Origin of the sequence: Shewanella sp. 10N.286.54.B9 (assembly GCF_041468565.1) — a bacterium.
Taxonomy (GTDB): Bacteria; Pseudomonadota; Gammaproteobacteria; order Enterobacterales; family Shewanellaceae; genus Shewanella.
Genome location: NZ_JBFRIY010000030.1, coordinates 32,961 through 47,789 on the forward strand (window position 1 = coordinate 32,961; position 14,829 = coordinate 47,789).

The following is a 14,829-nucleotide window of genomic DNA, read 5'->3' on the forward strand; positions in this document are numbered from 1 at the left end:
GATGTGGGTTTTTAAGTTTTTTTCATTTCATAAATGCAGATAATTCATTTTAAGGTGTGCATTTATGACAATTGTCTATTTGCGTGGCTTGTGGCGTGGGGTTTAGTGGATAAATACCAATGCACTCATTGTAAAATCACTACTTACCCAAAATTATTGGATTAAGTGATGTTTTTCACAATACTGCTTGCCGCTGTTAATCAGTGTTTGTATTTAGTGTAATGGGGCGAGTCGTTTCTCTTTAAACAAAAACGCTCAAAAGTGGATGACTTTTGAGCGTTTTATTATTTGTAATCTGTTGTTTTACTGTTTATCTGATTTTGCAGGTCTTAATGAGTGAAACTCAGTACCACTGAAATAGCCCGGCCAATCACTATTGTTGCCCAATACGGCCGCTGCATCATAGTAAACGGCTAGATCTTCCAGCGCTCCGCTTAAGTCCCAATTTTCACGATATTCATCACATACGCTGTGATAGCAGCCTTTCATCTGTTGTTTCATCATGGCTTTATATTCAGCAGTCGCTTCATCAACAGGAATACTTCCGCCACCAGCAAATACTGCAGGTACACCGTATTTAGCGAAACTAAAATGATCTGAGCGGAAAAAGCCGCCTGATTCTGGGTACTTTTCACTCTTGGCTGTACGATTTTGAGTCTCGACTGCGGCGATTAAGTAATTTTCGAGTTCAGACTTGCCTTTACCTACGATAGTGTAGTCGGTGGTGCGGCCATATATATTAGTGCTATCTAAGTTAAATACCGCCACAGTTTTGTCTAATGGATATATTGGGTTGGCTGCATAATAGCGTGAGCCGAGTAAACCTTGCTCTTCGCCTGTGGTGGCGACAAAAGTCACTGAACGGGCCAATGGATTACCATTTTTTGCTTGTTTAGCAAATTGACGAGCAATCTCTAAGATGCCAGCAGTTCCTGATGCATTATCGAGTGCACCGTTATAGATCTGATCGCCATCTTTACTCGGGTCTAACCCAATGTGATCCCAATGAGCAGTAAACAGAATGTGCTCATCGCTGCGGCTTTGCCCTGGCAACGTTGCTACCACGTTATAACTATTGGCATATTCAGCTTTATTCTCGAATGCAATGGAAGCGGTTTGATTTAGCGGGATATTAATTGCACTGCTCGCTGCGCGGTCAGACACAGTACTTAGCGACAGGCCTGCTTTATCAAATAGTTTAGTGGCAACGTCAAGTGTCATCCAGCCCTCAACCTCAATCCACTTTGCTTGCTCTTCTTTACTGCGGACTAAATCCTGTTGCGCACCAGTCCAGCTATTCTCGACAACAGACCAAGGGTAGGAAGCAGGCTCTGTGTCGTGAATAATGATGGCACCGAGTGCGCCTTGACGACTCGCTTCTTCAAATTTATAGCTCCAGCGTCCGTAATAGGTCATTGCCTTGCCGTTAAATTTTCCTGATTCAGGTAGAGCAAAGCCGGGATCGTTCACCAGTATGACCGCGATTTTTCCTGCCATGTCGAGATCATGATAGTCATTCCAATCATACTCAGGTGCGTTGATGCCATAACCCACAAATACCAGTGGAGCATTGGCAATATCAACCTTGTTTACATCGTGGCGACTGCCAACTACCACATCTTTACGATGCTGTAATTGCATATCACCGAGCTGTATTGATTGCTGCTCTGAAGCGGTATAGGTCACCATAGGTACTGCTTGCAGATAATCTTTACCATTTGGCTTATCTAAGCCCATCTCAGCAAATGCTTTGCTAAGGTAATCCAATGTTAGTTGCTCGCCTTTTGTTGTTGGCGCGCGGCCTTCAAACTCATCTGATGCAAGGGTTTTAATATCTTGGCGGAACCTTGATTCATCAAAGGTGACTTTTTCTGGTGTGACAACATCTGTCGTATGTTGGCTACAAGCACTGAGTAGCGCAAGGGCACAAACTGGAAGTAAAGCGCGCATTTATATGTCCTGTTATTGTTGTTTTAGACTTTTGTGTTGAGATTTTGTTGTTCTATAGATGCAATAATGGCGGAAAGGCGCCTATGTTGACAAGAGTTAGCGGTTGAAGAAAGTGTTACTCGATATTGCATCTTGTATCGAAAACGCGCCAGCCTATAGTGAAAATAGCGATGTTTTAGAGTAATCATTCAGACTTAGAGGGTTTTAGAGCGAAATACATCAGCTTTTAATTTATTTCGCTATTTTGTCATTTTTTATAAAGTTGAGCTTTGCTCTCTTAAAACAGCATCTCGTAGCAATATTTCTGTAATATCAGCCAAAATGTTCAATATATAAGCGCATTCTTTTATCGGCAAGATTGGTTTATTTACTTTTGGTATCGATAATCTATTGAATGAAGATTATCAGCCGTTAGTGTCGCAAATGAATAAAGAGGTGGTTTGGGAAGTATACCGTAACCAGTTCTCAGGTTACGGTCGTCGTTTAGCAGTGGAATACACGATTAACTACTAAGGGTTTTTCTAGGCATATAAAAGGGGCTGAATTAGCCCCTTTTTTATCGCAATTTTTAATGGTGCTTAACCACGGCTACACTCTTCAAGCAGATAAGCTAAATGGCGGTAAGGGATGCCACTATGTTCAGTTAGACCCACTTCACACATACGGTTAGCGTAATAACCCTCACTCACATCTACAGGGATCAGTTTTTTAATATTGCGCAGCGCGCTGGCATTGATCTCTGGCTTATAAAGGCCTTTTTCACCCGCGTAACCACAACATTCGATTCCGGCAGGACGAATGACTTGATGACAACAAGCATCGGCAATCGCAGTCATTATCGGTTCAACGTTCATGGTTCTTGCGCTACAACCAAGGTGCAACGCCGCATGAGATTTTTTGTTAATGGTCAGTTTTGGCATTAATTTATCGTGCATAAACTGAACTAGATCCACTATCTCTACTTTCTCCGTTAGGGTTGGATCACCCGCTAACGTGCGCTTAGTACATGACAAGGCATCAACGATAACGGGCAGCTTGCCATCTTGTGTCATCGCTGACACAGCCTGAATCAACTCGAGACGTTTAGCATCGGCATTTTTAAAGTCTCCCTTTGACTCCCACATTTGACCACAGCAAAGATCGCGGGTCTTAGGTGGAGTGATCACGTTATAGCCAGCACGCTCTAGCAGCGTGACAACAACTTCTGGCAGTGGTCGCTTATCGGTATCGACAGGTGTCGGTCCAAACGTACGTCCGCCACACGCCGGAAAATAAACCACGGTTTCTTGTCCCGGAATTGGCGCTGATACCTTTGGTAGCTTGCCACCTTTAGGGAAAGAAGGGTTCCAGTAAGGCACTTCACTGCTGAGCAGTCGGCCTGCTTTCATCATTGTTGCGGTAATACCGTTGCCAGTGATCTTATGGATCACACCCAACATATCGAAACCAGCACTGATCACACCATTGACAGCGCCAAAGTTATTGGCCTGAAAATCAAGGAATTTTTGCTGACCGCTGCTAATAGACGGGGTTCTTAGTTTACGTACAAGCTGGCCCATTTTGTTATCGACAGGGCAGGCAATAGTACACAGCTGACAGGCGGCACAAGTGTCGATAACATCGTATTTCGCCGCGGCGCGCATGCTATCGGCTGCAAGGTGATCACCAATTTGCTCTAAACGGGCAATTTCACGTAAGGTCGCAATACGCTGACGCGGAGTGAGGTTTAGCGCTGATGTTGGGCAGGTCTTTTCACAAAAACCACACTCTAAACATTTATCGACAAAGTCATCGACGACTGGGCAAGGTTTGATGTTCTTAACGTGGATTTTAGGATCATCGTTTAAGATAACCCCTGGGTTTAATATGCCCTGAGGATCAAACAGTTGCTTGATGCTTTTCATCAGCTGATAAGCATCTTGGCCCCATTCCATCTCAACATAAGGTGCGACGGCGCGGCCTGTGCCGTGTTCCGCTTTCATTGAACCGTCGTACTTATTGATCACCATATCGGCGATTTCATCCATAAAGGCATGGAAATTATCGATATCATCTTGGGTAGAGAAGGCAGGCGTGATGATGAAGTGGAAGTTACCCGCTAACGCATGGCCATAGATGCAACCTTCAGGGTAACCAAATTTGTGCATTAACGCGGTAATGTCATGGGCGGCGCCCGCTAAGTGTTCCAGCTCAAATGCCACATCTTCGATAATAACTGAGGTACCTTTAGGGCGCTCACCCGCAACGATGGGGAATAAACCTTTACGCATTGCCCAGTACTCGCCATATACGGCAGCATCATCGGTAAAGCTGATTGGACGCAGAAAATCGAACCCTTGCAGTTTGGTGATGACATCTTTGGTGTAGCTATCTAAGGTATCGGCGTCATCGGCGCGAGATTCGATCAATAGGATAGCCGATAGCGGTGGCAGTTCTGATAGCCAATCTGGCATACCTGGTTTACCGGTAACCGCTTTAATAGATGGCCAGTCGAGAAGTTCTGCCGCCGCAACACTTTCGCCATCGATGAGCGGAATGGCGCGAGATGCGTCTTCCATATTGTGGAATACCGCTAGTGCCGATGCCTTAAACTTGGCTTCATTGACCGTGTGGTAGGTGACTTCGTTGATGAAGGCCAATGTGCCTTCCATACCGACCATGAGGTGATTGATGATATCAAAAGGATCGCAAAAATCGATTAGGGCATTAATGCCGTAGCCGGTGGTGTTTTTGATTGAGAATTTCTTACGAATTTTTTCAGATAGCGCTAAATTATGGCGCGTTTTATGTGCCAGTTCGTGTACTTGCTCAAGCATTTGTCCATGAGACTTGCTGAAGGCGACTTTAGACTTCTTACAACCGGTATCAAGCTCAGTACCGTCGGCAAATAACAATTTGGTAGAGGCGATGGTTTGGTAGCTGTTTTGCGCGGTGCCGCAACACATGCCTGAGGCGTTGTTAGCCACGATACCACCAATCATGGCTGAGGCAATGGTGGCAGGATCTGGACCAATTTTTCGATTGAGTGGCGCTAATACTGCGTTAGCGTCTGAGCCTATGACGGCAGAGCCTAAGGTTATCTGATTCGCGTCTTCGCTCACTTCAATCTTTCTAAAGCCGTCATGGCCTAGAATAAGCAATATCCCTTCACCGAGAGCTTGACCAGCTAGACTGGTGCCTGCTGCGCGGAAAGTCACGGGTGCATTATGCTCACGGGCAATCGCTAGAGTGCGCTTAACTTGATCCATATTTTCGGCATGAACAACCACTTCTGGAACAATTCTAAAATAGCTCGCATCGGTTGACCAAGCGAAACGACGAACATACTCATCCGTTACCGGCTTCTCACCTAGTTGGCTACGTAAATCACTGACTACAGCTTTATAATTTATCGACATGGACATATCTCTTTACTCGTTATTATTAAGCTCAACCAGAGCCGAAATAGGCGGCTCTGATTAATTGACTATCACTTTTTAGAAGCCACCCCAAAGGAAGGCGATAGTGCCCGCAGTCATGGCGTAGGCCAAGGCAACCGGCATAGTCTTACGAATAATTTCAGATTCTCTGCCCGCCATACCCACAACGGTTGCAGCGGCAACAACGTTCATCACACACATCATGTTACCGGCGTTGGCGCCAATACCTTGCAGTGCCAGTACCATAGCTTGGTTCATGCCAATGCTGTCGGCGACGGTATACTGCAAGCCTGAGAACATCATGTTTGAGAACGTGGCGCTGCCAGAGAGGAAGGCACCAAAAATACCCACAATCGGGGCAACCCAGGACCATACAGCTCCCATGCTGCTAGCCAAAGTATCGGCGAGTGCGACAGGCATAGAAGCCAGTCCAGAACTATTGGTTCCTGAGTTTAAGAAAATCTTTACCATTGGCACTGACGCGCCCAGCGAGATAATGGTCGGGATCATCGAACTGCACGATACCGTGATGGATTCTTTGATGGCCTTTTTGTTCATTTTGAACAGGAAGAAACCTAAGATACACACGGCAATAAAGAACGCGCCAGGTGCATATAAAGTTTTAAATCCAGCACCTAGCTCGGTGCCTAGCAGGCCGGTCCACTTGATGTTAAAGCTCAGTAACCATGCTTTTAGCGGCGCAATAACACGCGACAGCACTAATAAAGCGGCCATGATGATGTAAGGCGTCCATGCGGCTACTTGTGAGAACTTAGCGGTAGAAGCCATTTTAGATTCTTTCTGACCGTCGTTTTCAGCAAAATCGTTCCATGGCGTCTTAGGCAACATAATGCCTTTCTTAGCCACAGGGATCACGATCGCCATACCAACGAGTGCGCCAATAACTGATGGGAACTCAGGGCCAGCAACGAAGTTAATGACCCAAGCTGGAATCGTAAATGCGAGTCCTGCAAATAGCGCAAACTTCCAAATGGCAAAACCTTCTGCAAATGACTTATTACGACCGAAAAAGCCAGTCAATAGTGACACCATCACTAGCGGGATGAGGGTGCCTGTCACTAGATCTATGGTGATCATATGCATCGCGATAAACTGCGCATAATCAGCAAAACTGCCACCATGTTGAGCAATCTGTTCTGCCGCCATGTTGACGCCGCCAGAAGTTAACCCTTGCTCCATACCAAATAACACAGGTAGACCAATTGCACCGAACGATACCGAGGCCGAGTCAGCAATCAAGGCCACAACAGCTGCGGCAATCGGAGGGATCCCCAATAACACCAGCAAAGGTGCGCCGATGGCTGCTGGTGTACCGAAACCTGCACTGCCTTCAATGAATGAGCCGAACAACCAACAAATGATGATCACCTGTACACGGGCATCGGCACTGATATTGGTAAAACCTGCACGAATGGTATCCATCGCGCCTGAATACTTCAGTGTATTAAGTAGGAACACTGCACCGAAGATGATACTTAAGGGGGTCAGTGCAGCAAGCAAACCTTCAACCACAGATGCTGCAAGGAAGGTGGTGTCCATTTGCCAGACAAATACAGCAGCAAGGCCAGTCAAGACCGCTGAAATGGGCATAGCCCGTGATGCAGGCATTTTCAGCAATACTAAAAATAGCATTACGCTGATCACCGGCGTTAAACTCGCGAGTAGTTGAATTAAGTTCATGAGGGCCTCTTATTACCTTTTTGTATTTAGAGTTATTTATAGCTAATAGTGGATCGGCTGGCTCGTTAGTTACTGCAGCTTGCCTAAAGCAAACGGCTAGAGGGCGTGGCTGACAAACGAGCTGTCCATTTGCAACTAATGGTATGGTTTTATAAGGGCTTTTTTTATCGGTGATTGCACCTAAGGCTACTAAGGGTTTTCACGTAGAAAAGGCAATTTATTCATCCTAAAATTGGCAACTTCTGCAGCTGCTTAATTCGACTTAAAGGATTTTAATTACTTAATTACAGTTACTTATAGCTTTCTTGTTAGTGGGCAAGGTGCTGTACTGTTGTGAGAGGTTTTTTGCCGCGTAGCGACATGATATAGATCAACTTTGTAACGATTAACCCCGAACAGTGTTAACACTGGCAGGAAAAGTACAATCGAAGTGTGGCAAATGACACTAAAATAATGGTTAAAACTGAACGCAATCATTGCTTGTAAGCGTAAAGCGGCATTTACTTTATGTTTGTTAATGAATCCAACGACATATTTAAATATTGATGACAGTTCTAGCCGTTTGCAATGTAATTGGTAAGATAGGTTATCTGCCTTTCCTTTGATCTGGCTCGGATACTTGCGGGCATTTACTGTGATTTTTGCGTTGATTAACTGTTAATATAGCCACCGTTTATGGGGGCGATCCCTAATATAGCGGAGTATTAATCAGCGATGAACATTAATCATAAGTTACAGCTTATCACCGTACTTCCACTCATTTTATCTCTAATGCTGGTGTTGTTTGTGACACAAATGCAGTATCGAGAACTCTCCCAACAAGTGGTTGACGTATATCGACAGAGCATTATTGATCACCGCAAAGAAGAGCTTAAAAATTATTTGGCTATTGCCAATGTCGCAATTAAGCATCTACATCAAAATAACAGTGATGATAAACAAGATGTTGAGCAAGAAGTTAAATCTATGTTGGCCGAGATGCGCTTTGGTAAAAATGGTTACTTCTTTGCTTACGATCTTAACGGTAAGAGTCTGGTGTTGCCCGATCAGGAGTGGCGTGTAGGTAAGAACTGGTTAGACTTGGCCGATGACAACGGGGTTCACTTTATTCAAGAGTTAATCTCAGGCGCTAGGAAGGGCGGTGGCTATCTCACCTACTTATTCAATCAGCCCTCTAATGACGGCGAATTGGGACAAAAAATGGCCTATGCCGAAGTGTTGGGGCAGTGGCAGTGGATGTTTGGAACTGGCGTCTATATTGATGATATCAATGAAGAAGCGGCATTATTGAGCACCTCTATCAGTAGTCATATTCGTTATACTTCGCTAATGACGCTAACGATAGGCATTTTAGCCGTCAGTGCGGTGTTTATTGGTGGTATTTTTATGCGCGTTGGTGAGAAACGTCTCGCGAATGCTAAGCTTAGAACGCTCAACGAGCGAATTTATCAAACTCAGGAAGAGGAATGTAAACGTGTTTCCAGAGAGCTGCATGATGGCGTGAGTCAAACCATTGCCGCGGCGCTATTTGCCATGGAGACTGCTCAGCTAAAGCAAGAGTATGGCGACGATTCTGCCAAGGAGCTGGAGAAATCGATAACACTGACGCGACAGATTATGCTTGAAATCCGTAATATTTCCCATCAGTTGCACCCAGCCATTCTTGAAGACTATGGTCTCGGTGCAGCGTTAATCGAATTGGGCAGAGAGTTTACCCTGCGCACGGGGATTGACGTCAAAGTGCAGCGATTATCAGTGCGTAAAATCCTTTCTGCTGAACTTAGCTGCGCGCTTTATCGCATAGTACAAGAGTCGCTGACCAACATTGAGCGGCACTCAGAAGCAAAGAATGTGTTGATATCGCTAGCACTGACACCAGGATGGCTGACGTTGGAGATCCACGATGATGGTAAAGGATTTAACTACGAGTGTTTTGAGCGAAAATCGACGCCGTTTGAAGGAATAGGTTTGAGGAATATGAATGAAAGAGTGAAATTCTATAACGGTGAACTCAAAGTAGATTCAATAATTGGAAAAGGAGTGAAGCTGGTGGCCCGCATCCCTCAAAGTGAGTTACGTTACCGAGCTGATAGTGCTACTGGAGGCCTATTATGATCCGCGTACTTCTGGTAGACGATCATCCCTTGTTTCGCGAAGGGTTGCGTTATCGTCTAAGTCTAGACAGTGATATTGAGGTGTTGGCTGAAGCCGATAATGGTAAGCAGGCATTAGAAATCCTCAACAGTATGCCAATTGATCTGGTGCTAACCGATATCAATATGCCTCAAATGGACGGCATGTACCTGCTTGAGCTAATTAAAGAGCAGGAGATGTCATGCAAAGTGGTGATGTTGAGCATGCATGACAACAAAGAATATATTATGGCGACCATGCGCTACGGTGCTGATGGCTATATTCTCAAAGATGTGCCAGGTAAAGAGTTGATTGAAGCGATAAAGAAAGTCGCCGCTGGTAAGCGCTATTTCAGTGCAGACGTGATAGATACTTTGTCGCAGGAGCTTGCCAGTGGTAAGCAAGTTCTAGTGACTCAGCGAGAGCAGTTGGTGTTACGGTTGATATCGCTGGGGATGAATAATAAACGTATTGCACAGGAGATGGATGTGAGTGTGCGTACGGTTGAGACCCATAAGCGTAATATTAAACAAAAACTGATGATAGACAGTACCGCGGGCTTGGTGCGTTATGCTATCGATCATGGTTTGGACCGTTAAGACGATTTAGGCGATTTTTTTATTTGGCTGTAGTAATTAAAAACACCCGAAGTAGGGTTAAGCTTCGGGTGAAACATCATAGATTTGCCCTCTTAAGGCATGCTAATCGTTTTTTCTTAATATGAATGTTCAAAATGGCAAAGCCATTCATTGCGCTGAATGGTTTGCTACCATTGCCTCACTTCTAAAAGACACATGCATGCTCGGTATCATGCTTAACTTTTGGCTAACGAACTTAGGTTAAAGCACATACTTGGCCGAAAGCTGGATGTAATCAGAGTTGGCACTGTCAGTGGCAGAGATGTCTGCATCGTAGTTACCCACTTCAACTCCAACACTGAGTTGCTTATTGAGCTGCTTAATCAAGTTAATAGCGTAGTGGTTACGATCTGAATCGGCATTCACACCGTTAAAGTCTTCAACTTCAGCGTGGCCGTAGTAAATGCTAGAGCGCCAGGCTTCACTCCAGAAGTGGCGATAAGCGACGGTATAGGCTTGGGTTGTCAGCAGATCACCACTGCCATCAGTATTGACCTTGTCGCCGGGGTTGTGGCCAGGCGAAATATAGCGACCAGCCGCGCCTTCATTATAGGCAAAACGGAAATCATCTTTACCGAAGGTGAAGACTTTACCGCTTACGCTATAGGCAAACTGCGTACCATCTGCATTGCCTGCTACACCATTGTTATCAAAGGTACGCGCCAGTAAGGCAACAGCCACTTGGCCAAAATCACCTTTGTAGGTATAGCGAGCCACAGCATCTGGAATGCTTTGATTGGCATCAGTAGCGTTGGCTGGGTTTTCCAGCGCCAGTTCTAGACCACCATTTGTATAACGGATCTGGGTTTGACGAATAAATACCTGACCAACGTGTGCACCACCAAAGTCGAGTGCATCTGCAATCGATACCAATGGCATGAAGGTTGACCATGTCTGGCCAACTTTCCAGTTCTTGTAAGAGATAAATGCATGGCGCATACGTGGTGTGTATGAATTAGACACTAATGCATTACCGCTACCGCCGTAGAAATCATACTCTAGAAACCCTGTCACTGCGCCAGTGGTAAACTTTACATTAAAGCGTGACTCTTTGGCTTGAAGGCTAGTTTGATTGGTCTCTGGCGCACCAGTACTGGTGCCTATCCAGTAATCTCGATATGCCTGATCACCATTGACATTACGTAAGTCGGCTTTGAAATAGCCGCCGAAGGTTAACTTTGAGTTCTCATCGATTTGTACTTCATAGCCAGCAATAGAAGATGCTGAGAAAAGTGCAGTCACTAATAATGCCGTTTTAGTTGTTCTATTCATCAAGATGCCTTTATCTAGGGTTGTTGTTTGCTTTGAGGAGTGAGCTAAGAGCCGCTCCGCTGCAAACTTATGGTTTGTCTGCAGCTAACCATATGGCTTTAGAAAGGCTTTTTTTATCCGTATTTGCACCTAGAGGGGCTAAGGGCTTTCCCGTAGAAAGCGCTGTATATCCTGTAAAATATCGCCCATTTTAGAGAGCTCTAGAATAGACTTTAATAATTTTTAATAAATGAATACAGTTGGTTGCGAGCTTGTTTCTGTGGTGTGTCTTCTTTGATTCTCACGGTTAATCGTGGGCGTTTAATAAACATGATGCAGATCAACTTTGTAGCAAATACTTGTCTGGTTTGTTACGGCTAGCTGGGGCTTAACCTAGATCTAGGATACTAAGGAGTAAAATGAATCACCGTTATCCAGTTGCTAATGATGCAGATAACTCCTTTATCTGTAGATGGTGCTTAAAAGCTAACATTGAATGCAATTGGGTTAGTTAGCTGGTGCAGGCAAAAGCAATGCTAACGTCACCTGCAGGAGACATGACATTGTAAGTGAAATGGCTGACTGTTGATGGGCAGGGATAGATTTTATTACTGTTTATTCATTTGGACTTGAGTTAATGATTAAAAATGTAAAAATAATATGCCATATTAGCTTTTAGCTAAGATGCTTCGCGGTGACATTTTATCATTTAGGCTAATGTGCGACTTTGAGATAGCCGATGTTTGCCTTAAAGGCATTGTTAAAGCTTGAGTTTTCAGGGATGAGCTTAAACATTTGAATTTTAACGCATTGTTTCACTAGTAAACTTACGACCTAAAAGGACTTGGGGATAAGAGATGAAAAGCCGACATAAAGCTAGCTGGCATCGAAAAAGAAAGGGAAATAAGTTAGAAAAAATACTGACACTATTATGTCTTATCATTATCTTAGTCATGCTTGCGATATAGTCATTATTAATAGCAGGTACATGGCAGCGGCTATTGACGTGGAGGTATTTAAAGTTGTGCCTTCGCGTACCCGTACATCTATGTTCTTCAATTTTAAAATATAAAAAAGGCACTATCTGAAATAGTGCCTTTGAACTAAAGCATAGCGTTTCAACAGCGCATATGCGTTAGTCAGTGGCGTAGCCGTGTTCGGCAAGCACCTTACCATCAAGCTGCGCTTTGCCTGCTACCATCTCCAATCGTTGTTGGCTAAACCATTTTACAACAAGTGGATAGATAGCATGTTCCTGCTCATGAACGCGATCTGCAAGTCCCTCTACAGAATCATCTTCATAGACAGGCACTTTCGCTTGCAAAATAACAGGGCCTGAGTCGAGCTCAGGGGTGACAAAGTGCACGCTAGCACCATGTTCACTGTCTTTAGCATCTATCGCGCGCTGATGTGTGTGCAAACCAGTGTATTTAGGTAACAGAGAAGGGTGGATGTTGATCATCTTACCTTCAAAGCGCATGACGAAGTCGTCGCTTAAAATGCGCATAAAGCCCGCCAAAACCACTAGGTCTGGTTGATACTTTTCTATCGCACTAAAAAGTCTTTCGTCATAGTCAGCTCTTGTTTCGCCTTTATGAGCGATGACGCAGCTGGTATCAATTTCATTTTGGTGAGCACGCACCAACCCATAGGCGTCAGGCTTATTGCTTATTACGCCAATGACTTCGGCTTGTACGTTGTCATCACAACCATCAATGATGGCTTGTAGATTACTACCATTACCTGAAATTAATACTAAAACGCGGCAGCTCTGCGACATTACAAGATCTCCACTTGCTCTTCATCACCGCTACGCTTGGCAATGTCACCAATCAGCCATGCTTTTTCGCCTTCAGCATTCAATAGCTTAAGTGCAGATTCAACTTTGTCCGCTGGCAAGGCAACAACCATGCCCACGCCACAGTTAAAGGTACGGTACATTTCAAATTCAGAAATGTTACCTTTTTCCATTAACCAATTGAATACCACAGGCCACTGCCAAGAGTCGCTTTTAACTACGGCTTTGCAATCTTCTGGTAATACACGTGGGATATTTTCCCAGAATCCACCACCAGTGATGTGCGACATGGCGTGAACATCGTGCTCTTCAATCAATTTAAGCAGCGATTTCACATATATTTTAGTGGGTTCTAACAAGTGATCGATAAGCGGCTTGCCTGCAAGCTCTTGCTCAGGATCAGCTTTGCTCACTTCTAATACCTTGCGGATTAGTGAGAAACCATTTGAGTGAGGACCACTAGAAGCTAATGCGATAAGGGCGTCACCATCTTGCACCTTAGTGCCGTCGATGATCTCTTCTTTTTCTGCTACGCCTACGCAGAAACCTGCAAGGTCATAATCATCACCTTCGTACATGCCTGGCATTTCAGCTGTTTCGCCGCCAATTAATGCACAGCCTGATTGTACGCAGCCTTCAGCGATACCTTTAACCACTGCAGTGGCAACTTCAACATCAAGTTTGCCTGTCGCATAGTAATCGAGGAAGAATAGCGGCTCAGCACCAGATACGATTAAATCGTTTGAACACATAGCAACAAGGTCTACGCCTACGTTGTCGTGCTTCTTATAATCAATAGCAAGGCGCAGCTTAGTGCCGACGCCATCAGTACCAGAAACCAGTACTGGATGCTTATACTTAGTTGGTAGCTCACAAAGTGCACCAAACCCACCTAGGTTGCCCATAACTTCTGGACGACGGGTGCGTTTAACTGCTGACTTGATGTTGTTAACTAGTGCATTTCCGGCATCAATATCAACGCCTGCATCTTTATAGCTTAGTGGGGTAGTAGGAGTGCTCACGGAGATCCTCTTCGGGTACGGGTAGATCGTTATAGGATTTTATGCGGCGCTATTCTAACAGCTTGTGACTAGCCTCGAAAGCATAGTTTTTCAATAAAGTTAGCGACAAGGCTCACGATTTAACGCCTTTTTAAAACTTTAAGTTTTCCTCTGCGAACAAATCTACTAGAATCGTTAAAATTTACCGTGAAAAATGCGTTAGAAAATCAGGAGATCAAGATGAAAGTCGTTGAAGTTAAGCACCCTTTAGTCCGTCATAAAATTGGATTAATGCGCGAAGGTGACGTAAGCACTAAGCGTTTTCGTGAGCTAGCGGCAGAAGTAGGAAGCCTACTGACGTATGAGGCAACAGCAGACTTCGAAACTGAGAAAGTCACTATTGAAGGCTGGAACGGTCCTGTAGAAGTTGAGCAAATCAAAGGTAAGAAAGTGACTGTGGTACCTATTCTTCGTGCAGGTCTTGGCATGATGGACGGTGTACTTGAGCACGTACCAAGTGCACGTATCTCAGTTGTAGGTATGTACCGCGACGAAGAAACTCTTGAGCCAGTGCCATACTTTGAAAAACTGGCAAGTGATATGCCAAGCCGTATCGCATTGGTGGTTGATCCTATGCTAGCAACGGGTGGTTCAATGATCTCAACGATCGACCTACTGAAAGAACGTGGTTGTACTGCGATTAAAGCGTTAGTACTTGTTGCGGCTCCAGAAGGTGTTGCTGCACTAGAAAAAGCGCACCCAGATGTTGAGCTATACACTGCGTCAATCGATGACTGCCTCAACGAGCAAGGCTACATCTTACCGGGTCTTGGTGACGCGGGTGATAAGATCTTCGGTACTAAGTAATACAGCAAATCTATGTGCTTTGAGCCAATGAACTGACTCAAAATACAAATATTAAAAAAGGAGCCAATTGG

Annotated in this window: 10 protein-coding genes; 4 read left to right on the forward strand and 6 right to left on the reverse strand. The window is 44.7% G+C overall.

All coding sequences use genetic code 11. The features are described 5' to 3' along the window. Positions 1 to 303 precede the first annotated feature (303 nt). Entirely contained in the window at positions 304 to 1,950 is a 1,647-nt protein-coding gene (locus tag AB4135_RS11290) for a M28 family metallopeptidase (RefSeq protein WP_371992929.1), read from the reverse strand. Positions 1,951 to 2,340: 390 nt separating this feature from the next. On the opposite strand from AB4135_RS11290, the gene AB4135_RS11295 reads away from it, so the two are divergent. Next, complete coding sequence (locus AB4135_RS11295) at positions 2,341 to 2,463, forward strand: hypothetical protein (protein WP_371992931.1); 123 nt, start codon at positions 2,341 to 2,343, stop codon at positions 2,461 to 2,463. A 65-nt stretch (positions 2,464 to 2,528) separates the two neighbouring features. Here the strand turns inward: AB4135_RS11295 and AB4135_RS11300 are convergent, their stop codons facing one another. Then, positions 2,529 to 5,348, reverse strand: a complete 2,820-nt coding sequence (locus AB4135_RS11300; RefSeq protein ID WP_371992933.1) for an FAD-binding and (Fe-S)-binding domain-containing protein — start codon at positions 5,346 to 5,348, stop codon at positions 2,529 to 2,531. Between the two features lie 78 nt (positions 5,349 to 5,426). Continuing rightward, complete coding sequence (locus AB4135_RS11305) at positions 5,427 to 7,070, reverse strand: L-lactate permease (RefSeq protein WP_371992935.1); 1,644 nt, start codon at positions 7,068 to 7,070, stop codon at positions 5,427 to 5,429. Between the two features lie 714 nt (positions 7,071 to 7,784). Here AB4135_RS11305 and AB4135_RS11310 point away from each other — a divergent pair. Together AB4135_RS11310 and AB4135_RS11315 are read left to right on the forward strand one after the other, a co-directional pair. Further along, on the forward strand, positions 7,785 to 9,185 hold the full coding sequence (locus AB4135_RS11310) for a cache domain-containing protein (RefSeq protein WP_371992936.1): 1,401 nt from the start codon (positions 7,785 to 7,787) through the stop codon (positions 9,183 to 9,185). Next, positions 9,182 to 9,802 (forward strand): response regulator, encoded by a 621-nt coding sequence (locus tag AB4135_RS11315; RefSeq protein ID WP_371992938.1) that lies wholly within the window; start codon positions 9,182 to 9,184, stop codon positions 9,800 to 9,802. The genes AB4135_RS11310 and AB4135_RS11315 overlap by 4 nt, the downstream gene beginning before the upstream one ends. 240 nt (positions 9,803 to 10,042) lie before the next feature. On the opposite strand, the gene AB4135_RS11320 is transcribed toward AB4135_RS11315, so the two are convergent. The 3 genes from AB4135_RS11320 to purM all read right to left on the reverse strand — a co-directional run bounded on the left by AB4135_RS11320 (position 10,043) and on the right by purM (position 13,912). Beyond that, positions 10,043 to 11,113 carry a DcaP family trimeric outer membrane transporter gene (locus AB4135_RS11320; protein ID WP_371992940.1) on the reverse strand — a complete coding sequence of 357 codons (1,071 nt, stop codon included), beginning with the start codon at positions 11,111 to 11,113 and terminating at the stop codon, positions 10,043 to 10,045. A 1,114-nt stretch (positions 11,114 to 12,227) separates the two neighbouring features. After that, entirely contained in the window at positions 12,228 to 12,872 is a 645-nt protein-coding gene (purN, locus tag AB4135_RS11325; RefSeq protein ID WP_371992942.1) for a phosphoribosylglycinamide formyltransferase, read from the reverse strand. Continuing rightward, the gene (gene purM, locus AB4135_RS11330; RefSeq protein ID WP_220736225.1) at positions 12,872 to 13,912 is read right to left on the reverse strand and encodes a phosphoribosylformylglycinamidine cyclo-ligase; all 1,041 of its coding nucleotides are present in this window, start codon (positions 13,910 to 13,912) and stop codon (positions 12,872 to 12,874) included. Before purM ends, purN begins: the two co-directional genes overlap by 1 nt. 219 nt (positions 13,913 to 14,131) lie before the next feature. On the opposite strand from purM, the gene upp reads away from it, so the two are divergent. Further along, on the forward strand, positions 14,132 to 14,758 hold the full coding sequence (upp, locus tag AB4135_RS11335) for a uracil phosphoribosyltransferase (protein WP_371992944.1): 627 nt from the start codon (positions 14,132 to 14,134) through the stop codon (positions 14,756 to 14,758). Positions 14,759 to 14,829 lie beyond the last annotated feature (71 nt).